This is a genomic window from Alloyangia pacifica (assembly GCF_003111685.1).
In the GTDB taxonomy this organism is placed as follows: Bacteria; Pseudomonadota; Alphaproteobacteria; order Rhodobacterales; family Rhodobacteraceae; genus Salipiger; species Salipiger pacificus_A.
Window position 1 is genome coordinate 222,441 of record NZ_CP022189.1, and the last position, 19,541, is coordinate 241,981.

Consider the following 19,541-nt stretch of genomic DNA (forward strand, 5'->3'; position numbering starts at 1 on the left):
TAAAGGCAAGCGGGCGTTTTGCATCGTTTTTCTTAAGACGATCTTCACCTTGCCGCGCCCATTCTGTCCGGGGCGCAGAGGGCTTGGAGCATGGGGCCTGGAGCATGGATGTCGCGGCACGGCTGGCCGAGGAACGGCGCGCGCGGCTGGCGGCGGAACGGCTGCTGGAGCTGAAGCAGGCGGAACTTTTTGCCGCCAACCGCAAACTGAATTCCCACGCGCGCCAGCTCAGCCATGAGATCACCGAGACCCGGGCCGAGGTCGCCACCGTGCGCGACGAGAACCTGAGGGTGAAGACCCAGCTCGGCGCGGCGCACCAGAAGATCGAGATGGTCGAGGGCCAGCTCTGGACCGCGCTGGCCTGTATGCGCGACGGGCTGGCCAGCTTCAACGCCGAGCGGCGGATGGAGATTGCGAACCCCGCCTGGCTGGCGCTCTTCGACGGGCTCGACACGATCCGCCCCGGCGCGGGCTATGCGCATGTGCTCGACATGATGGTCGAGGAGGGGATCGTCGATCTGCAGGGCGAGCATGGCGACGACTGGCGCGCCCGCATGGCCGCCCGCTGGGACGCGGACCCGATCCCCACCGAAACCATCCGCATCTATACCGGTCAGTTCCTGCAGCTGCAGGACCGGCACCTGCCCGACGGCGGGGTGGTGACGCTCAGCTTCGACATCACCGAGCTGATGCGCATGTGGTCGGCGCTCGAGGAGCTGCCGGACGGCTTCGTCATCTACGACGCCGACGACCGTTTGCTGATGTGCAATGAGACCTACCGCGCCATCTACCGGCTGAGCTCCCCGGCAATTCACCCCGGCGCAAGCTTCGAGGACATCCTGCGCTACGGGCTCGAGCACGGCCAGTACCGCGAGGCGGCGGGCCGCGAGGAGGAGTGGCTGGCCGAACGGATCGCGGCGCATCGCAGCACCGGGCGCGAGCTCGAGCAGCAGCTCGGGGACGGGCGCTGGCTGCGGGTCTATGAGCGGCCGCTGTCGGACGGCGGGCGGGTCGGCCTGCGCATCGACATCACCGAGGCCAAGCGCATCCAGCAGGAGCTCGAGGAGGCCCGGCGCCGGGCCGAGATCGCCAGCCACGCGAAATCCACCTTCCTCGCCAACATGAGCCACGAGATCCGCACGCCGATGAACGGCGTCGTCGGCATGGCCGAGCTGCTGATGGAAGGCACGCTCGACGCCGAGCAGCGGCTCTATGCCGAGACCATCCGCAGCTCGGGGGAGGCGCTCTTGCTGATCATCAACGACATCCTCGACTATTCCAAGATCGAGGCCGCGCGCATGGTGATTGCCGCCGAGCCCTTCGACCTTGGCCACGCCATCGACGAAGTGGCGCGGTTGCTGATGCCCGCCGCGCAGGAGAAGGGCGTCGCTCTGCGGGTGGACTATCCGCCGGAGCTGCCGCGGCGTTTCATCGGCGATGCCGGGCGGATCCGGCAGATCCTTACCAACCTCGTCGGCAATGCAGTGAAGTTCACCGCCGAGGGGCATGTGGCGATCTTAGTCTCGGGGACGCTCGAGGGGGGCGTTGCGCAGCTCGACATTCGTGTCGAGGACACAGGCATCGGCATCGCCCCGGACAAGCTCGAGCACATCTTCGGCGAGTTCAACCAGGTCGAGGATGCGCGCAACCGCAGTTTCGAGGGCACGGGGCTCGGGCTCGCCATCACCCGGCGGCTTGTGGGGATGATGGGCGGTACGCTGCAGGTCTCCTCGGAACCGGGCACCGGGGCGGTCTTCGGGCTGAATCTGCCACTGCCGGTCGCCGGGGGCACTGCGGGGCCCGAGGTGCCGGAGACCGCGGTGTCTCCGACCGCTCCGCCGGGGCTCGACGTGCTCTTGGCCGAGGACAACCGCACCAACCAGCTTGTATTTCGCAAGATGGCCGAGGCGCTGGGGTGTGATCTCGCGCTGCGCTTCGCATGCGACGGCGCCGAGGCCGTGAGGGCCTTCGAGTGGCGGCGACCGGACCTGGTGTTCATGGACATCTCGATGCCCGGGATGGACGGCAAGGAGGCGACGCAGCGCATCCGCGCGCTGGAGGGAGACGGGCCCCGGGTGCCGATCATCGCGGTCACCGCCCATGCGATGAGCGGCGATCGCGAGGCGCTGCTCGCGGCGGGGCTCGACGACTATCTCACCAAGCCGTTGCGCAAGGCCGAGCTGGCCCGGCTGATCGCGCGTTGGGGGGCGTCGAGTGCGACCTCGCGGGCCGTACCGGACGCGGAGCCAGAGCTGCCGGCGGATCAGGCGGCGTTGGAATAGGGGCGGATGAACACCGGTTGGTCCTCGGTCGAGCGGTCCTCGTCATAGGCATAGCCGCCAAGGTCGAAATCGCGCAGCCCCTCGGGGTCGGTGATCCGGCGGGTGACGATGTAGCGCGCCATCGCGCCGCGGGCGCGCTTGGCGTAGAAGCTCACCACCTTGGGGGCGCCGTCCTTGTCCTCGAGAAACTGCGGCGTGATGACCCGCAGTTTCAGCGCCTTGGGATCGACCGCGCCGAAATACTCCTGGCTGGCGCAGTTCACCAGAACCTCGGCGCCGGTACTCTCGCCCTGCGCGTTCAGCGCTTTCGACAGCTGGTCTCCCCAGTAATCGTAGAGCGACTTGCCGCGGCTGGTTTTCAGCCGCGAGCCCATCTCCAGCCGGTAAGGCTGGATCGCGTCGCGCGGACGCAGCACGCCGTAGAGGCCCGAGAGGATCCGCAAGTGGTCCTGCGCGTAATCCATCTCTTCGGGATCGAGCGAGCTGGCGTCGAGCCCCTGGTAGGTGTCGCCGGCAAAGGCCAGCGCGGCGGGGCGCAGCGCCTCGATCTCGGGCTCTTCGGCATAGTCGCGGAAGCGCTCATGGTTGAGCTCGGCGAGCTTGTCGGACAGGTGCATCAGTTTCTTCAACTCAGCATGCGTCAGGCCCCGGGCGGTCTCCACCAGGCGCAGCGCATCCGCACCGAAATCCGGCTCCGTCATCTCGGTCTCACGGGGGGCCCAATCCAGCTTCTTCGCGGGCGAAATCACCACGAGCATTGCGCGGTCACTCCTTGAACAGATCCAGAACTTGGAATGGGTCTAACCAGCTTCGGCGAGAAGGTCCATAAAGGCCGCGCCAAAACGCTCGAACCGCCGGTCGCCGAGGATCCGCTCCAGATCCTCGGGTGCGGGATCGCGCAGCCCGGCGATCTTGGCGAGCAGCGAGGCGGAGCAGGAGAGAGGTTTTTCGGTGCCGTCGATCCCGCGCACCAGCTCGGCCTGGGCGCTCATCAGACGGTCGTAGAGATCGCCGGCGCCGCGCGCCGCGGCGCGCATCCGCAGCGGGTGGGTTTCCTCTGGCACGCCGCCGGTGATCACCGAGAGGAACTCGGCGCCGTAGCGCTCCAGCTTCTTGGCGCCGACACCGCTGATCGCGCCCATCTGGTCGAGCGTTTCGGGGCGCCGCTCGGCCATCTCGATCAGCGTGCGGTCGGGGAAGATCATGTAGGCCGGCAGCGAGGCCGCCTCGGCCAGCGCGCGGCGCTTGGCTTTCAGCGCCGACATCAGCGGCGCGTCTTCCTCCGACACCAGCGTCTTGACCTGCGGGCGGCGCTCGGCGGCCTTGTCGATCACGTCGCGGCGCAGCTCGATGCTCTGCTCGCCGCGCAGGATCGGGCGGGCGGCCTCGGTCATCACCAGCGCGCCGTGGCGCTCGGGATCGGGGCGCACCAGATCGCGCCCCATCATCTGCCGAAAGACGGCCTGCCATTGCCCCTTCTTGAGGTCCTTGCCCACTCCGAAGGTCGGCAAGCCATCGTGGCCGCGCTGGCGCACCTTGTCGGTCTCATTGCCCAGAAGAATGTCGATCAGGTGGCCCGCGCCGAAGTTCTCGCCGGTGCGCAGCGCGGCGGAAAGCGCCTTGCGCACCGCCTCGGTTCCGTCGAAGACCTCGGGTGGGCTGTCGCAGAGATCGCAGTTGCCGCAGGGCGCGGACTCTTCTCCGAAGTAGCGCAGCAGGGCCTGGCGGCGGCATCCCAGCGCCTCGGCCAGCCCCAGCAGCGCGTTGAGCCTTCCGTGGTCGGCCGTCCGGCGCTCGGGCGGCGCCATGCCTTCGTCGATCTGGGCGCGGCGAAGGCGGATGTCGTCGGCGCCGTAAAGGGTGAGCGTCTCGGCAGGCGCGCCGTCGCGCCCGGCGCGGCCGATCTCCTGGTAATAGGCCTCGATGCTTTTCGGCAGGTCGGCGTGGGCAACCCAGCGGATGTCAGGCTTGTCGACCCCCATGCCGAAGGCGACCGTGGCGCAGACGATCAGCCCGTCCTCGGTGGCGAAGCGCTCCTCGACGGCGCGGCGGGCCTCGGCCTCCATGCCGCCGTGGTAGAAGCAGGTCGGGTGCCCCTCGTCACCAAGCGCTTTCGACAGCGCTTCGGTCTTGGCGCGGGTGCCGCAATAGACGATCCCCGAGCGGCCGCGGCGGGCGGCGGCGAAGCGCAGGATCTGCGCGCGCGGGCTGTCCTTGGGGGCAAAGGCGAGGTGGATGTTGGGCCGGTCGAAGCCGCGCAGAAAGGTTTCGGGCTGCTGGCCATCGAACAGGCGCGTGACGATCTCGGCCTGGGTCTCCTGGTCGGCGGTGGCGGTGAAGGCGGCGATGGGCACGTTCAGCGCCCGGCGCAGCTCGCCGATACGCAGATAGTCGGGGCGGAAGTCATGCCCCCATTGGCTGACGCAATGCGCCTCATCGACCGCAATGAGCCCGACGCCCGCCTGCGCCAGCATTCGCTGCGTGCCGGTGGAGGCGAGCCGTTCCGGCGCGAGGTACAGCAGCCGCAGCGAGCCGTCCTCGAGCCCTTGCCAGACGGCATCGGTTTCGTCCTGGGTGTTGCCGGAGGTCAGTGCCCCGGCGGCCACCCCGGCCTCGCGCAGCCCGCGCACCTGGTCGCGCATCAGCGCGATCAGCGGCGAGATCACCACCGTCAGCCCGCCGCGCAGCAGCGCCGGCAGCTGGTAGCAGAGCGATTTGCCGCCCCCAGTGGGCATGATGGCCAGAACGTTGTGCCCCGCCGCCACGGCCCCGACGATCTCGCCCTGTCCCGGGCGGAAGGCGTCATAGCCGAAAATATCCTTCAGCAGCGCCTCGGCGGGCGCGGTGTCGCGTGGCATGGGCTGGGGCCTGATTATGTGTGACTGCTCTACAACGCAGACTCTCACACTAAGATTCGGTGAACAAGGCCCTGCGCCGCTTCCGCAGCGTGGTTCGCCGTGATGGGCGGCGGGTTTGCGTATTTGGAGAGAGAAGACACCGGGCGCCGTCTTGCCTTTGTTCCAGCGGCCGTGCCCCCTTGCCAGGCCTCAGTCCGGATCGACCTTGCCGCGCATCGCCTTGACCTCGCCGCGTTCCTTCTTGGCCTTGATCCTGCGGTTCTTGGACCCGAGCGTTGGTTTGGTGGCAATGCGGCGGCGCGGCTTTTCCAGCGCCTTGCGGATCAGCTCGGCGAGGCGTTCGCGGGCGATCTCGCGGTTGCGGGCCTGGCTTCGCGTGTCCTCGACCTGCAGCACCAGCGCGCCCTCCTTCGTCCAGCGTCGCCCGGAGAGACGTTTCAGCCGGGCTTTCACCGGGGCGGGCAGGTTCGGCGAGCGCTCAGCCTCGAAGCGCAGCTCGACGGCAGTGGAGACCTTGTTGACGTTTTGCCCGCCGGGGCCGGAGGACCGGATGAACTGCTCGGTCAGTTCCCAGTCCTCGATGTGTATGGTGTCGGTGATGCGCAACATGTGGCGGACATTAGCGCGGCGCCGGGGCCGCGCAAGCCGGTAGCTTCGTCGCCTGAGGCACAAACGGCCCGCGCCGGAGGGGCGCGGGCCGTTTGTGAAAGGTCGTTTCTGGATGGAAATGGGCCACGCGGCCTGTCGCGTGACCCATTCGAGACGTCAAGGAGGCGGGCCGGTTAGGTCGCGCCAATTCGGGTTCCTTCACGCCAGGGATTGCCCTAGCGCACTGCCCTCCGAACTGTTCCGACACCTTTCTCCAATGTGACTCTAGACACTGGATCACCTCCTTTCAGCTGTTTGAAAACGCAAGTTCAGCGTGCCACGGAAACGCGCATCCGCAAAGCGTTTTTACAGACTCAGGCAATTGCCCTGGAAGAAAGTGCCTTCGAAACGATCATCCGGAAGGGCACGAGGGCGAGGATCGCCAGCGACAGTTTCACCATCCAGTCGGCGAGCCCCAGCGAGACCCAGAGCGGGACAACGGGGCCAGCGCCGAGCAGCGGCAGCGCCTCGTTGGCCCAGGACACGTCGTTGCCCGGCTCGAGGAAGCTCAGCGATCCGGCGAAGGCCACCGAGAAGAAGATGGCCGTGTCGAGCGAGCTGCCGACCAGGGTCGACGCCAGCGGCGCGCGCCACCAGGCACCGCCCCGCAGCTTGTCGAAGATGCTCACGTCCACCAGCTGCGCCACGAGGAAGGCGGCGCCCGATCCGATGGCAACGCGCAGCGTCACGGCAGGATAGCTGTAGCCGTCGCCCTGCAGCATCACCTGCGTGCCGATCAGCGAACAGATCACCCCGGTGACAAAGCCCGCCAGCACCACCTTGCGCGCGGCCCTGACGCCGTAGAGGCGGTTCATCAGGTCGGTGACAAGAAAGGCGACGGGATAGGTGAAGGCGCCCCAGGTCAGCCATTGGCCGAAGAGGATCTGCACGAGGATGTTCGAGGCCAGCACGGTGGCGGCCATGGCAAGGATGCCGGGAAGGTAGGAGCGTGTCATGAGGGTGACCCGTTTTACAAGGTGGCGGGGAACTCGGCCCGCCAGCCCGGCGGACGGACGGGTCTTTACTGGCTCAGGTCCGCGCGATCAAGAGATTCCGGCAGGTCGTATTCGACGAACTGCGTCTTCTGGAAGAACTTGAAGTTGTCGTCCGAGATCATCGTCAGTCGGATCCGCCCCGGCGCCGGGCTCCAGACCGCGATACCCTCGAGGTTGTCGAACTGCAGCGGGGCGCTCTCGAAGAGGGTTTGCTCGTTGCGTACCTCGTCGCCCGCGATGTCGAAGCGGCGTACCCGGCTGCGGAAGGCATAGCCGGTGAACTCGCGCTCGAGCAGGTAGAAGCGCCCGTCCGGCCCGATGTCGGCCCCCACGGCGAGAAAGCCGCCACGGCGTGGCAGGTCGAAGACATGGCTCCAGGCGCCCTCCTCGAGCCGCCAGACCGGGAAGGGGCGGGTGAGCTGGCCGGAGCGCTCGGGCAGGGTCAGCAGCCGGCCCTGCGCGTCGATGGCCAGCGCCTCCATGCCCGAGTTCATCTGCAGCTGCCGGTAGAACGGCCCCTTCGGGAGCACGGTCGCCGGGCGGTCGTAGCGCTCGGAGGCGTGGACCCTCGGCGGGCCTTCGAAGGAGACGTAGAGGCGCCCGTCCGCCCCGATGGCCAGCCCCTCGGCATCGTCTATATCGGGGTGCATGCGCGTGCCGGTCTCGTCGAGCAGCTTCTCCACCGGTGTCGCCGCAAGCCCGGTGATCGCGCCGTCTGCCAGGCCTCCGGCGCGCTCGAAGCGTCCCATGACGATGCTGCCGCGGTCGCTGATCGCGGTGAACTGCCGGCCGTCATCGCTGACCTCGAGCCCCGAGAAACCGCCGAAGCGGTCATGGGAATTGTGCCAGGTGTGGGCGCCGACATAGCGCGCCCCGGGCGCGGTCTCTGGCGTCTCGGCGCAGGCCGAGACCGCCAGGATGCTTGTGAGCGCCGCGATGCGCGCAGCGCTCAGCGCGCTGCGAGGACAGAGGCGCATTGGGCCGGCAGGTCTCCCATCACCAGGTCGCGCTTGGGCTTGGGGGTCACCTTCGGCGCGTTGGGATCGGGTTTCGGGGGGTTGAGAATGTTGTTCACCCAGGCCTGCGCGTCAGCGCAGCCGTCGCCCGCGGGGGGCGGGGTCTGCTCGACGCAGCTGGCGTCGCCGCGCGGGCAGTTCAGGCGCACGTGGAAATGATAGTGATGCCCGTACCAGGGGCGGATCTTGCGCAGCCAGGCGCGGTCGCCCGTCTCGTCCTTGCACATCTGCACCTTGGCGCCGGGGAAGACGAAGATCCGCGCGACCCGCGGATCCTGCGCCGCGGCTTTCAGCAGCGCGTGGTGCTGCGGCGTCCACTTGTCGTTCACATAGGCGCCCGAGGCGCGCTGCATGGAGATCGACGACAGATCCTCGCGCTGCTGGCGGGTCAGTTGCAGGCTGTCGGTGGGGCGCATCCAGATATCGGCGTCGAGGCCCATCTGGTGGCTGGCGTGGCCCGAGGTCATCGGCCCGCCGCGCGGCTGGCTCATGTCGCCGACATAGAGCCCGTTCCAGCCGGGGAGCTGCGCGGCCTTGCGCGACAGGTCCTCGACGAAATCGATCAGCTCGGGGTGTCCCCAGTTGCGGTTGCGCGACAGGCGCATGGCCTGCCAGGTGGGCCCGGTCTCGGGCAGCTGCTGGGCACCGGCGACGCAGCCCTTGGAATAGGAGCCGTAGGCAGCCGGGGCAAGCCGTGCGGACACGTCCTGGGCGCCAAAGAGCTGCTTGGCGCTCTTTGATGAGATGACGCCGGTGACCTTGGGCAATTGGTCGGTGCTGGTTGCACGCGGGGCGGGTCTGTCATCGCTGCACGAGGCCAAGGCCAGGGCAAGCGTGGAGGCCAGGGTGAGGCGGGTCAGGGTGCGGATCATTCTGCTCGATCTCCGTCTGGTTTAACCCAGCGTAACAGACACAGACCCAGAACGAAAAGGACGATCAGCGGCGTGACGCCGATCCTCTGCGATCCGCTCAACGCGGTGACCGTTCCGATGAGCAGAGGCGCGAGGAAGGAGGTGGCCTTGCCCGAGAGCGCGTAGAGCCCGAAGGCCTCGGTCATGCGCGCCGGATCCGCCTGCCGCACCATCATGCTGCGCGAGGCCGATTGCAGCACGCCGCCACCGGCACCGATCAGCACGCCGAAAAGGTAGAAGGCGAGGTCGGGCAGCTTCGAGCCGTCGGCGACGGGCAGGCCGAAGACGCGGTCCCGATCGACCAGCACGATGGCGATGGCCACCAGCGTCAGCAGGACGATCATCCCGGTGATCACCGGTTTTGGTCCAAGCTTGGTGTCGGCCTTACCGCCGAGCCAGGCGAAGAGCGCGCCGGAAATGATCGCAAGGATGCCGAAGACCCCGGTGTCGACCACCGACCAGCCCAGCACCCCCGCGGCGTAGATGCCGCCAAAGGCATACATGCCGTTGAGCGCGTCGCGGTAGAACATCGACGAGGCGAGATAGGCGAAAAGCGAGGGGCGGCGAGGCAGCCGTGACAGCGTGTCCTTGAGTTGCGCCAAACCCCGACGCACGGCCCCTTTCCCGGGGATGGTTTTGGGCTCCTTCACCCAGAGGAAGAAGGGGATCATGAAGACCGCGTACCACAGCGCGGTGAGCGGGCCGACAGCGCGGGTGCCCTCGCGCTGGGCGGCGTCGAGGCCGAAGACCGGGTCGATCCCGAGTAAGGTCTTGCCGGTGGCGGCGCTCTCGGCGAAGAGCGCCAGCATCAACGCCAGTGCGATCAGCCCGCCGAGGTAGCCGAAGGCCCAGCCGTTGCCCGAGATCCGGCCGATCTCGTCGCGCGGGCCGAGGTCCGGCAGCATGGCGTTGGTGAAGATCGTGGCGAATTCCATGCCCACCAGGCCGAGCGCGAAGAAAAACAGCGTGACGCTGAGGTTGAAATCGCTTGGTGCGGCGAACCAGAGCATCCCGGAACCGACCATGTAGAGTGCCGAGAACAGCCAGATCCAGCGCAGCCGGTGGCCGCCGCTGTCGGCCACTGCCCCGAGCAGCGGCGCGAGCAGGGCGATGACGAGGCCCGCCGCGCCGATGCCGAAACCCCAGGCTGCCTGGGCCGCGCTGCCGTCGCCCATCAGCTCCTTCACGTAGGGGGCAAAGATGAAGGTGATCAGCAGCGTGTTGTAAGGCTGGCTGGCCCAGTCGAAGAAGAACCATCCCCAGATACGCCTGCGGAGCGCCTTTTGCGCTGTCCCGTCCGTCGTCATGCCCGTTTCGCCCCGATCTGCGCTGTCATTGCCCTCACGGCGATAGAACAGGCGGCGGGCGCGCAAGGCAAGGCACTCCCGGCGCGGCCGGGCTCAGGCGGCGTCTTCCCCGGTGGCGGCCAGCGGCAGCGGCGCGGGCACCGCCTCCTGCATCGGCGGCCAGGGGCGATGGTCCTCTGCCTCGATCCAGGAGGCGACCCAGAGCGGCAGCGGCGGCGAGGCGGTCTCGAGGCCCAGAAGCCCCATCACGCGCTCGGGCGCGATCATCCCGGCGCCCGAGGTCACTGCAGTGCGAAATACCGCGTGGCTGGCGCACTCGCCGTTGCGCTTCCACATGCCCTGCTCGATGTAGATGAACCGCGGGTCCCAGCCGATCACCCGGCTGCGCATTTCGATGCGGTCAAAGAGCTTGACCCGCCGGCGATAGCGCACCGTCGCGCCGGCGACGGCAAACCCCCAGCGCTCGCGCTTCAGCAGCGCCAGAAGGCCGCTGCGCTTCGCGATGGGCATCCGGCCGAGGTCATAGAGCGTCAGGACCCGGCCATTGTTGAGCTCGGCGAACATGTCGAGATCCCAGGGCCAGCAGATATGGCGGGTCACGCTGGTCTCTCCGGTGGCGAGCGGCGGGGCGTTCCGAACAAGGAACTGTTGCTTGGCGAGGCGCAGAAACGGGTACATGGGCGCTCCTTTCGGGGCAAAGGGGTCGCAGGGTGACGCCAGCGTCAACCACGACCTCGCGGCACTCTTGAGCTTTGCGCCCAGGCTGCCTAGGTCTGGGGTCGGTTTTACTCACAAAGGGCGCACCCGTATGCAATCGCTGTTCCAGATCCTGATGCTGATCCTCGACGTGATCTGGTTCATCATCATCGCGCACGTGATCATGAGCTGGCTCATCAACTTCCAGGTGCTGAACCTGCGCCAGCCGCTGGTCGCGCAGATCTGGGACGGGCTGAACCGGCTGCTCGAGCCGATCTACTCCACCATCCGCCGGGTGCTGCCGCCGATGGGCGGGCTCGACCTCGCGCCGCTGGTGACGCTGATCGGGATCTACGCGATCCGCATCATCCTCGCGAACAACGCCGGGTTCTTCTACGGCTACTGAGCCTCGCTCGCGCAGGCGAAGACCACGGGGGCTCCGCCCCCGAGGCGCCGGGCGCCTCTCCTTCGGAATACTTGGACCTTGAAGACGCGGGGGCGCGCGCGCCTTCCGCGTCTTCTCATTTCTAAAACGCCCCTTCGGAGCCGCGCTATTCCGCCGCGCGGCGGTCTGGTTTGGGCGCGGTGATCGGCAGGTAGTCCTGCGGTTCGCGGTGCTCTTCGAAGTTGAAGACATTGGCGCGGATCTCGGCGCAGCGGTCGAGGTCCACCTCTGCCGTGATCACCTCGTCGCCCGAGGTCGTGGCCCTGGCGACAATCTCGCCGGTGGGGGCAACGATGAGGCTGCCGCCGATCAGCACCGAGCCTTCCTCGAGCCCCGCCTTGGCCACCGCAACGCCCCAGGTGCCGTTCTGGTAGCAGCCCGCCTGGGCCGACAGCTCGTTGTGGAAATACTGCAGATGGTCATGCTCGGGTGCCGGAGCGAAATGGATCGGGGTGTTGTAGCCCAGGCAGACCAGCTCGGCGCCGCCGAGACCCAGAACGCGCCAGGTCTCGGGCCAGCGGCGGTCGTTGCAGATGCACATCCCAAGCTTGCCACCAAGCATGTCGAAGGTCGGCCAGCCGAGGTCGCCCTTTTCGAAGTACCGCTTTTCAAGGTGCTGGAAGGGGCGCCAGGGCTCGTTCTCCCGGTGGCCGGGGAGGTGGATCTTGCGATACTTCCCCAGGATTTCACCCCCGGGCGAAACGAGGATGGCCGTGTTGAAGCGGCGTCCCTCCGGGGTCAGCTCGGCGTAGCCGAGATGGAAGGCGATCTGCAATTCGCGGGCTAGCGCAAAGAGTGGTGCGGTGGCGGCACTCGGCATCTCGGTCTCGAACCACTGGTCTAGTTCGGCTCCGGACTCGATGTACCAGCGCGGAAAGAAGGTGGTGAGCGCAAGCTCGGGAAAGACCACGAGGCTGGCGCCCCGCGCCTTGGCCGCGCGCATCATCGCGCAGAGCCGGGCGACGGCCGAGCTGCGCGGCTCGTCCCGGGCGATGGGGCCGAGCTGGGCGGCGGCAACGGTGAACTTGCGGCTCATGGCGTGGTCCTTTGCTGGGCGCGGATCTGTGCGGCCGGGGCGCCGACGAGCTCGGCGTAGAGCTCGGGATCGGTGTCCCCCTCGGTGCCGAAGGTGAGAATGCGGGAGGCTTCGTCGAGACCCAGCAAAGCTCGGGCCTCGGGGTCGGTCATGGCGAGGCGGAGCCCGGCGACGCCGGCGACGGCCGACTCGCCCGCGACCAGCGCCGGATCACCCCCCTCGGGGAAGGCGAGGCGGCGCATGGCGTCGATGGCGGCGGCATCGGTGAGCACGATCACCGCATCGCCGTGATCCTGCAGGATCTCCCAGGCGAGGGCCGAGACCTCGCCGCAGGCAAGCCCGGCCATGAGCGTGTCCAGATCGCCGTGCACCGCAGTGCGCGCGCCGCTGCGGTAGGACGCGAGGAAACAGGCGGCCCGGTCGGGATCGCAGAGCACGATCTTCGGGCGGTCCGCGCCGTAGCGGCGCACAGCCTGGGCGGTGACCGCCGCGGCCATGCCGCCGACCCCTGTCTGCACGAAGACGTGGCTGGGCGGCGCGGGCAGGGCGTCGAACGCCTCGGCGGCCATGAGCTCGTAGCCTTGCATCACGTCGCGCGGCACGTCCATGTAGCCCGGATAAGAGGTGTCGGAGACCACGAACCATCCTTCCTCGCTCGCCACCTCCTGGGCCTCGCGCACGGAGTCGTCGTAGTTGCCCGGAGTGCGGCGGACCTCGGCGCCGAAGGATTCGATGGCGGCCTTGCGACCCTCGGAGACGGTTGCATGGATGAAGATCACGCAGCCACAGCCAAAGCTCTGCGCGCCCCAGGCGACCGAGCGGCCATGGTTGCCGTCGGTGGCGCAGCAGACGGTGATCCGCGCGGCCTCGGGGATCGCGCGGGCGATGATCTCCTCCATGGTCACCGCGCGGCCGAGCAGGGTCGAGAGCTCCTTCTGCAGCAGCCGCGCCACTGCGTAGGCGCCGCCGAGCGCCTTGAAGCTGCCGAGGCCGAAGCGGGGGCTCTCGTCCTTGTAGTGCAGAGTCGCGACGCCGATCTCCGCCGCCAGTGCCGGCAGCGTGACGAGGGGCGTCTCGGCATAGCCGGGCCAGGCGCGGATGGTGTTCGCGGCGTGGGCGAAGCCAGCGTCGCTGAGGATGGCGTTCTGGCCTTCGGTCCACAGCGAGCCGGGGACGGCCTGCGCGTTGAGGACAAGCGTGAAGGCCTCGTCTGTGTCTGCGTTGCGGGTGAGTTCCTGGGCCATGCTGTCTTTCTGGTGGTCTGCCTTGCTGAAGAAGGGGCACGGCCCGCGGGAACGCCCGGAGCCGCCCGGCGAGCCTGTGCCGAATGGCACCGCAGCTCAAGCGGCGGTTGCTCTTTGCCGCGCCTCGCCGCGCCTCACGCCGAGATTTCGCGCAGCAACCAGTTCCTGAAAGCCCGGACTTCGGCGCTGCCGGCGCTGCGCTCTGGCAGGATCAGCGCGTAGCTCTCGCCGGTGTCGAAGCGGCGCGGGGCGGCAAGGGCAAGCTGGCCGCTGGAAAGCGCGGGGCGGGCGATGATCTCGGGCACGATGCCGACGCCAAGCCCGGCGGTCGCCGCATCGAGGATCATGTCGAAATGGTCGAAGCGGGCGCCGCGCAGGATGCGCCGGGCGTCGGTGTCGCTGCCGCGGAACCAGTCGAGCCAGAGCGTCGGGCGGGTGGATTGCTGCAAGAGCGGCAGTTCGAGCAGTTCGGCGTCCGAGAGTTCCGTGCGGCCTGCGAGAAGCGCGGGGGCCGCGACCACCACCATTTCCTCGCGGACGACGGTCTCGGCGCTGGTGCCGGGGGTTTCATGCTGGCTGCGCATAAGCGCGAGGTCGAAGGGGTCGCGGGCGAACTCCACTGGCTGCAATCGCGCGCTGAGGTCGAGCGTGATGCCGGGGGCTTCGCGGGCAAAGCTGGAAAGGCGCGGGATCAGCCAGGTGCGGGCAAAGCTCGGCAGTACGGCAAGACGCAGCACGGTGGATTGCCCGCCAAAGGCCATGACCCCCATGGCGGCGCCGTCGAGCTCGCTCAGCACCTTCTCGGCCTGTAAGAGAAAGGCCTGACCCGCCGGGGAAAGCACCAGCCTTTGCCTCACGCGCAGGAACAGGGCGACGCCGAGCCGGTCCTCCAGAGCGGCGAGGGACCGCGAGATGGCGCTTTGGGTCAGGTTCAGGCTCTCGGCGGCCATGGTGGTGGTGCCGCGCCGGGCGCAGGCGACAAAGGCTTCCAGCTCGCCGACGCTGGGCATGTAGGGTTTGCGCATCGAGACCTCCTTGCATGCGCAGGTTATGAGTTTTGTTCATGACTTGAGCAAATCAAATCGTTTTCCAGAGGGACGCGGCGGCGCTACTCTGCGCGCCAAACGCATGATCCTTCCGGAGGAGCCTCCCGATGACCGACCTGTCCCACCTCAAGCCCAAGGAACAGCCCGCCCTTGCCTCGTTCAACTGGGAGGACCCGTTCCTGTTCAGCGAGCAGCTGACCGAGGAAGAGCGGATGATCAGCGACACCGCCCATGCCTTCGCGCAGGACAAGCTGCTGCCGCGCGTCGAGCATGCCTATCTCGACGAGCACACCGACCCCGAGATCTTCCGCGAGATGGGTGAGCTTGGCCTTCTCGGCTCGACCATCCCCGAGGCCTACGGCGGCATCGGCGCGGGCTACGTGGCCTATGGCCTCGTCGCGCGCGAGGTGGAGCGGGTCGACAGCGGCTATCGGTCGATGATGTCGGTGCAATCCTCGCTCGTCATGTATCCGATCTATGCCTATGGCTCGGAAGAGCAGCGCAACAAGTACTTGCCGAAGCTCGCCAGCGGCGAGTGGATCGGCTGCTTCGGCCTGACCGAACCTGATGCGGGCTCTGACCCGGCGGGCATGAAGACGCGGGCCGTCAAGACCGAGGGCGGCTACGTGCTCAAGGGCTCGAAGATGTGGATCTCGAACGCGCCGATCGCCGATGTCTTCGTGGTCTGGGCCAAGTCCGAGGCGCATGGCGGCAAGATCCGCGGCTTCGTGCTCGAGAAGGGCATGAAGGGTCTAAGCGCGCCGAAGATCGGCGGCAAGCTGAGCTTGCGCGCCAGCATCACCGGCGAGATCGTCATGGAGGACGTCGAGGTCGGCGAGGACGCTCTGCTGCCCAACGTCGAGGGTCTGAAGGGGCCGTTCGGCTGTCTCAACCGCGCGCGCTACGGCATTGCGTGGGGCGTCATGGGCGCCGCCGAGTTCTGCTGGCATCAGGCGCGCCAGTACGGGCTCGACCGCAAGCAGTTCGGCAAGCCGCTGGCGGGCACGCAGCTCTTCCAGAAGAAGCTCGCCGACATGCAGACCGAGATCGCGCTGGGGTTGCAGGTCTGCCTGCGCACCGGACGGCTGATGGACGAGGGCCGCGCCGCGCCCGAGATGGTCTCGCTGATCAAGCGCAACAACTGCGGCAAGGCGCTGGATATCGCGCGCATGGCCCGCGACATGCACGGCGGCAACGGCATCCAGATCGAATACGGCGTGATGCGCCATGCCGCCAACCTCGAGACGGTGAACACCTACGAGGGAACCCATGACGTGCACGCGCTGATCCTCGGGCGGGCGCAGACCGGCATTCAGGCGTTCTTCTGATGCAGGTTCCCCCGCTGCCGCCGATGCACGGGGTGCGCGTCATCGAACTGGCGCGCATCCTCGCCGGGCCCTGGGCCGGGCAGGTGCTGGCCGACCTCGGGGCCGAGGTGATCAAGGTCGAGGCGCCCGAGGGCGACGACACCCGGCGCTGGGGCCCGCCGTTCATCCAGCGTGACGGAGATCGGTCAGCCGCCTATTTCCACGCCACGAACCGCGGCAAACGCTCGGTGATCGCGGATTTCCGCACCGCCGAGGGGCAGGCGCTGGTGCGCGAACTGGTGGCGGAGGCCGATGTGGTCATCGAGAACTTTAAGCTCGGCGGCCTGCGCAAGTATGGGCTCGACTACGAGAGCCTGCGCGAGGTGAACCCCCGGCTGGTCTATTGCTCGATCACCGGTTTCGGGCAGGATGGGCCCTATGCCGAGCGGGCGGGCTATGACTTCCTCATCCAGGGCATGGCCGGCTGGATGGACCTGACCGGCAGCCCCGAGGGCGAGCCGCAGAAGGTCGGCGTGGCCTTTGCCGACATTTTCACCGGGCTCTACTCGGTGATCGGCATTCAAGCGGCGCTGGCGGCGCGGGAACGCACCGGGCAGGGGCAGCTTGTCGATATGGCGCTGCTCGACTGTGCCGTCGGCGTGCTGGCCAATCAGGGGATGAACTACCTTGCCACCGGCAAGGCGCCGCGGCGGCTTGGCAATGCGCATCCCAATATCGCGCCTTACGAGGTGCTGCCGACAGGCTCGGGCGATCTGATCCTCGCCGTGGGCAACGACGGGCAGTTTGCCCGGCTCTGCGACGTGCTGGGGCTGACGCTGGCCGAGGACGCGCGCTTTGCCACCAACGAGGCGCGGGTGGCGCATCGCGAGCTGCTGCGCCCGGCGCTGGTCGCGGCGCTGGCACGCTGGGACCGGGCTGAGCTGCTGGCCGCGCTGGAGAAGGCGACGGTGCCCGCCGGGCCGATCAATTCGGTCGACCAGGTCTTCGAGAACCCGCAGGTGATCGCGCGCGGGATGAAGGTGGAGGCCGATGGCGTGCCGGGCATCCGCACGCCCATCCGCCTGTCGGAGACCCCGCTGGCGTCGGCGCGGCCCTCGCCGAAGCTGGGGCAGGGCTGAGGCGGCGCGCCGCTGGAGCGGGTCAGAACCGCTCCAGCAGCCTTTCGAGATAATCGAGTTCTTCCTGCGGACGTTCGCCCTCGCCGGTGCGGCGGCGGATCTCGTCGAGCAGTTCGCGGGCGCGGCGGTAGACGTCTTCGCCCTGCAGCATGGTCTCGTCGGTGCCGAGCTGGCCGTTGCTGCCGGCGTTGCGGCCGAGCGGATCGCGCTGCTGGCCGGGATCGCCGCCCTGCGCCATACCCTGCTGGCCCTGACCCTGCTGTTGCTGCTGCGCCAGCGCCTCGCCAAGGTTGCGCATGCCTTCGCGCAGCGCCTCCATGGCCTGCGACTGCTGGTCCAGCGCCTCGGCAAAATCATCCTGCCGCAGCGCGTCCTCGGCGCCGTCCATGGCGTCGTCGGCGCGGCGCAGCGCATCGCGGGCGGCCTCCCCGGCCTCAGTGCCCGCGCCGGGCAGGTTCTGGCGCTGGCGGTTCAGCTCGTCGCGCAGCGCCTGCTGGCGATCAGCGAGGTTTTCCTCGAGCGTGCCGCCGTCGCCCTGCTGTCCGCCGCCCTGGGCCTGGCCTTGCGACTGCCCTTCTCCCTGACCGGGCTGCTCGCCGGGCTGGCCCGGCTGCCCCTGTTGCCCTTGCTGACCCTGTTGCCCTTGCTGGCCGGGGTTGAACTGGTCCTGAAGCTGGCGGAAGGCCTCGTCCGACAGGCCCTGCTGGTTGCGCAGCGTCTCGCCCAGCCCCTCCATGGCCTGCTCGCCCGGGGTCTGTCCCTGGCCGGGCTGGCCTTGGGTGACCTGCATGTTCTCCATCATCTGCTGCAGTTGGCGCAGGGCTTCCTGCGCCTCGGCCATGCGGCCCTGTTCCATCAGCTCCTGTATGCGGTCCATCATCCGCTGCAGGTCGTTCTGGCTCATCTCGATCGTGTTCTGATCCTGGGCCATCTGCTGATGGTTCTGGTCCGGGTTCTGCTGTGCCTGCCGCGAGAGCTGCCGCAGGTAGTCATCGGTGGCCTCGCGCAGTTCCTGCATCAGCTCGGCGATCTCCTGATCGCTGGCGCCGTTCTTCATCGCCTCGTTCAGCCGGTCCTGCGCGCGCTGCAACCGTTCCAGCGCGTCGGACAAGTCACCCTCTTCGAGCAGCAGCGCCAGATCCCAGAGCGCGCCCGCGATCTCGTCCTGCTGCTCGGGGCTCATGCCGTCGGTGGCAAAGGCGTCGAGCCGACGTTGGATGGTGCGCAGCCGCAGGTAGGGCACCGCCGAGCGGAAGATGTCGTCTGGCTTGTAGCTGACGGCGCGGAGAATCTGGCCCACGTCGCGGGCATTGTCGCGCGACCAGAGCAGCGCGCGGCGCTGCTCGATCAGCGCGGCGGCAAGCGGGTCGAAGAAGCGGCGCCCCGGCAGGGTGATGACCTGCGGTGCGGCACTGCCGGTCTGGCCCGCCTCGTCGGCGACCTCGAAGGAGATGCGCACCGGCAGGTTGGCCCAGGGGTGGGTCGAGAAGTTCTCGATCAGCGTCTCGGTGAACTCGGTGCGGCTGCCGGCGATGGGCATCGGCAGGGGCAGCTCGATTTGTGCGCGTTGCTCGGGCTCGACCGCAAGGCCATAGCGGCGGTCAACCTCGTCCAGCGCCAGCTCGATGCGGGCGGTGCCGGAGACCACGCCGTAGTCATCGGCGGCGACGAAGGGGATCTGCGCGTCGCCCTCGTAGCTCGACTCGATCTCGCCCTGCTGGGCAACGGATGGCTGGGTGTCGGGAATGACCGCAAGCTGCCACGACCGGCCGCCGGGGCCGTCGATGGCAAGCTCGCCTGATTGGATGACCTCGAAATCCTGCGCCGTTTCGGCGGGGGCCTCGGGGTCGGCTGCCGGATCGGCCTCGCGTCCCGAAACCGTCTCGATCACATCGAGTGCACCGACCTCGCCGTAGAGGCGCAGGGTGATGCGTGCGCCCTCGGGGACGTCCAGCGAGGCCGCGGTGATGTCATTGAGGTAGACCGACGGCAGGCGCGTGTAGGCGGGTGGCTCCATCCAGCCTTCCCAGGTCGGACCGGACGCGAGGCCGTTGCCCGAGGGGCCCATGGCGGTGACCGAGCGCATCTGCAGCAGCGACCCGAAGATCAGCGCGACGAAGAGCGCCAGCAGCGCCACGTAGCGCAGGGCGAAAGGGTCGGCGCGGGCGACGCGCAGGTCGGGCTGCACCGCGCGGGCCTCGAGCATGCGGGTGCGCATGCGCTCTTGGTGCGCCTTCCACAGAGCCTGCGAGCCGGGGTCCGTGGCGCCGATGGCGGGGGTGTCGAGGGCGGCGAGGATCGGGCTGCCGCGCAGGGTGCCGTCAAGCCGCAGCATCGCCTCTTCGCGGCGCGGCCAGCGCATCTGCCGAATCCCGCGCCAGAGCGCCCAGGCGGTGCCGCCCAGTGCCAGCACGCCGGCGGCCCAGACCCATTCCACGTCCACCAGATCCTGCAGGCCGAGCATCAGGGCGGCCAGAACGACGAAGACCACTGACCACAGCGGCCAGAAGGCGCGCACGACCCGTTCCGCCGCCATGCCCCAGAGGGTCAGGCGAATTTGCCATCTTACAGGCTTCAGGACGTCTTCGGGCGCGCGGTCCCTTGAGGCCAT

At 68.3% G+C, this 19,541-nt stretch carries 16 protein-coding genes; 4 read left to right on the forward strand and 12 right to left on the reverse strand.

Annotated features, from left to right (window positions below; genetic code table 11):
- Positions 1-104 precede the first annotated feature (104 nt).
- Positions 105-2,282 carry a hybrid sensor histidine kinase/response regulator gene (locus CEW88_RS01010; protein ID WP_108964287.1) on the forward strand — a complete coding sequence of 726 codons (2,178 nt, stop codon included), beginning with the start codon at positions 105-107 and terminating at the stop codon, positions 2,280-2,282.
- Here the strand turns inward: CEW88_RS01010 and yaaA are convergent.
- The 8 genes from yaaA to CEW88_RS01050 all read right to left on the reverse strand — a co-directional run bounded on the left by yaaA (position 2,264) and on the right by CEW88_RS01050 (position 10,695).
- Positions 2,264-3,040, reverse strand: coding sequence for a peroxide stress protein YaaA (gene yaaA, locus CEW88_RS01015; RefSeq protein WP_108964288.1), 777 nt, complete (start codon positions 3,038-3,040; stop codon positions 2,264-2,266). The genes CEW88_RS01010 and yaaA overlap by 19 nt on opposite strands.
- 42 nt (positions 3,041-3,082) lie before the next feature.
- Positions 3,083-5,140, reverse strand: a complete 2,058-nt coding sequence (recQ, locus tag CEW88_RS01020) for a DNA helicase RecQ (protein WP_108964289.1) — start codon at positions 5,138-5,140, stop codon at positions 3,083-3,085.
- 189 nt (positions 5,141-5,329) lie between these two features.
- Positions 5,330-5,749, reverse strand: a complete 420-nt coding sequence (arfB, locus tag CEW88_RS01025) for an alternative ribosome rescue aminoacyl-tRNA hydrolase ArfB (protein WP_108964290.1) — start codon at positions 5,747-5,749, stop codon at positions 5,330-5,332.
- 353 nt (positions 5,750-6,102) lie between these two features.
- Positions 6,103-6,744, reverse strand: a complete 642-nt coding sequence (locus CEW88_RS01030; RefSeq protein WP_108964291.1) for a queuosine precursor transporter — start codon at positions 6,742-6,744, stop codon at positions 6,103-6,105.
- A 65-nt stretch (positions 6,745-6,809) separates the two neighbouring features.
- The gene (locus CEW88_RS01035; protein ID WP_108964292.1) at positions 6,810-7,760 is read right to left on the reverse strand and encodes an esterase-like activity of phytase family protein; all 951 of its coding nucleotides are present in this window, start codon (positions 7,758-7,760) and stop codon (positions 6,810-6,812) included.
- Positions 7,733-8,671 (reverse strand): penicillin-insensitive murein endopeptidase, encoded by a 939-nt coding sequence (gene mepA, locus CEW88_RS01040; RefSeq protein WP_108964293.1) that lies wholly within the window; start codon positions 8,669-8,671, stop codon positions 7,733-7,735. The genes CEW88_RS01035 and mepA overlap by 28 nt, the downstream gene beginning before the upstream one ends.
- A complete protein-coding gene (locus CEW88_RS01045) occupies positions 8,668-10,017 on the reverse strand; it encodes an MFS transporter (RefSeq protein ID WP_108964294.1) in 1,350 nt (449 codons plus the stop codon). The genes mepA and CEW88_RS01045 overlap by 4 nt, the downstream gene beginning before the upstream one ends.
- 93 nt (positions 10,018-10,110) lie before the next feature.
- Entirely contained in the window at positions 10,111-10,695 is a 585-nt protein-coding gene (locus tag CEW88_RS01050; protein WP_108964295.1) for an acyl-CoA thioesterase, read from the reverse strand.
- A gap of 130 nt (positions 10,696-10,825) precedes the next feature.
- Here CEW88_RS01050 and CEW88_RS01055 point away from each other — a divergent pair, with 130 nt between their 5' ends.
- The gene (locus CEW88_RS01055; RefSeq protein WP_095883109.1) at positions 10,826-11,119 is read left to right on the forward strand and encodes a YggT family protein; all 294 of its coding nucleotides are present in this window, start codon (positions 10,826-10,828) and stop codon (positions 11,117-11,119) included.
- A 145-nt stretch (positions 11,120-11,264) separates the two neighbouring features.
- On the opposite strand, the gene CEW88_RS01060 is transcribed toward CEW88_RS01055, so the two are convergent.
- The 3 genes from CEW88_RS01060 to CEW88_RS01070 all read right to left on the reverse strand — a co-directional run bounded on the left by CEW88_RS01060 (position 11,265) and on the right by CEW88_RS01070 (position 14,463).
- Positions 11,265-12,194: an N-carbamoyl-D-amino-acid hydrolase gene (locus CEW88_RS01060; protein ID WP_108964296.1), complete on the reverse strand. Its 930-nt coding sequence runs from the start codon at positions 12,192-12,194 to the stop codon at positions 11,265-11,267.
- Positions 12,191-13,438 (reverse strand): diaminopropionate ammonia-lyase, encoded by a 1,248-nt coding sequence (locus CEW88_RS01065; protein WP_108964297.1) that lies wholly within the window; start codon positions 13,436-13,438, stop codon positions 12,191-12,193. Before CEW88_RS01065 ends, CEW88_RS01060 begins: the two co-directional genes overlap by 4 nt.
- Positions 13,439-13,572: 134 nt before the next feature.
- On the reverse strand, positions 13,573-14,463 hold the full coding sequence (locus CEW88_RS01070; RefSeq protein ID WP_108964298.1) for a LysR substrate-binding domain-containing protein: 891 nt from the start codon (positions 14,461-14,463) through the stop codon (positions 13,573-13,575).
- A gap of 128 nt (positions 14,464-14,591) precedes the next feature.
- Between CEW88_RS01070 and CEW88_RS01075 the strand changes: the two genes are divergently transcribed.
- The gene (locus tag CEW88_RS01075) at positions 14,592-15,812 is read left to right on the forward strand and encodes an acyl-CoA dehydrogenase (RefSeq protein ID WP_108964299.1); all 1,221 of its coding nucleotides are present in this window, start codon (positions 14,592-14,594) and stop codon (positions 15,810-15,812) included.
- A complete protein-coding gene (locus CEW88_RS01080) occupies positions 15,812-16,930 on the forward strand; it encodes a CaiB/BaiF CoA transferase family protein (RefSeq protein WP_108964300.1) in 1,119 nt (372 codons plus the stop codon). The genes CEW88_RS01075 and CEW88_RS01080 overlap by 1 nt, the downstream gene beginning before the upstream one ends.
- A gap of 22 nt (positions 16,931-16,952) precedes the next feature.
- Here CEW88_RS01080 and CEW88_RS01085 read toward each other — a convergent pair whose 3' ends face one another.
- A complete protein-coding gene (locus CEW88_RS01085; RefSeq protein WP_108964301.1) occupies positions 16,953-19,541 on the reverse strand; it encodes a TIGR02302 family protein in 2,589 nt (862 codons plus the stop codon).

What these genes read in the sequence shown, in the direction of transcription:
- CEW88_RS01045 (WP_108964294.1), bottom strand. Translation starts at nt 10,017, where the DNA reads ATGACGACGGACGGGACAGCGCAAAAGGCGCTCCGCAGGCGTATCTGG.
- arfB (WP_108964290.1), bottom strand. Translation starts at nt 5,749, where the DNA reads ATGTTGCGCATCACCGACACCATACACATCGAGGACTGGGAACTGACC.
- recQ (WP_108964289.1), bottom strand. Translation starts at nt 5,140, where the DNA reads ATGCCACGCGACACCGCGCCCGCCGAGGCGCTGCTGAAGGATATTTTC.
- CEW88_RS01050 (WP_108964295.1), bottom strand. Translation starts at nt 10,695, where the DNA reads ATGTACCCGTTTCTGCGCCTCGCCAAGCAACAGTTCCTTGTTCGGAAC.
- CEW88_RS01035 (WP_108964292.1), bottom strand. Translation starts at nt 7,760, where the DNA reads ATGCGCCTCTGTCCTCGCAGCGCGCTGAGCGCTGCGCGCATCGCGGCG.
- CEW88_RS01065 (WP_108964297.1), bottom strand. Translation starts at nt 13,438, where the DNA reads ATGGCCCAGGAACTCACCCGCAACGCAGACACAGACGAGGCCTTCACG.
- CEW88_RS01070 (WP_108964298.1), bottom strand. Translation starts at nt 14,463, where the DNA reads ATGCGCAAACCCTACATGCCCAGCGTCGGCGAGCTGGAAGCCTTTGTC.
- CEW88_RS01010 (WP_108964287.1), top strand. Translation starts at nt 105, where the DNA reads ATGGATGTCGCGGCACGGCTGGCCGAGGAACGGCGCGCGCGGCTGGCG.
- mepA (WP_108964293.1), bottom strand. Translation starts at nt 8,671, where the DNA reads ATGATCCGCACCCTGACCCGCCTCACCCTGGCCTCCACGCTTGCCCTG.
- CEW88_RS01075 (WP_108964299.1), top strand. Translation starts at nt 14,592, where the DNA reads ATGACCGACCTGTCCCACCTCAAGCCCAAGGAACAGCCCGCCCTTGCC.
- CEW88_RS01055 (WP_095883109.1), top strand. Translation starts at nt 10,826, where the DNA reads ATGCAATCGCTGTTCCAGATCCTGATGCTGATCCTCGACGTGATCTGG.
- CEW88_RS01085 (WP_108964301.1), bottom strand. Translation starts at nt 19,541, where the DNA reads ATGGCCTCAAGGGACCGCGCGCCCGAAGACGTCCTGAAGCCTGTAAGA.
- CEW88_RS01080 (WP_108964300.1), top strand. Translation starts at nt 15,812, where the DNA reads ATGCAGGTTCCCCCGCTGCCGCCGATGCACGGGGTGCGCGTCATCGAA.
- CEW88_RS01030 (WP_108964291.1), bottom strand. Translation starts at nt 6,744, where the DNA reads ATGACACGCTCCTACCTTCCCGGCATCCTTGCCATGGCCGCCACCGTG.
- yaaA (WP_108964288.1), bottom strand. Translation starts at nt 3,040, where the DNA reads ATGCTCGTGGTGATTTCGCCCGCGAAGAAGCTGGATTGGGCCCCCCGT.
- CEW88_RS01060 (WP_108964296.1), bottom strand. Translation starts at nt 12,194, where the DNA reads ATGAGCCGCAAGTTCACCGTTGCCGCCGCCCAGCTCGGCCCCATCGCC.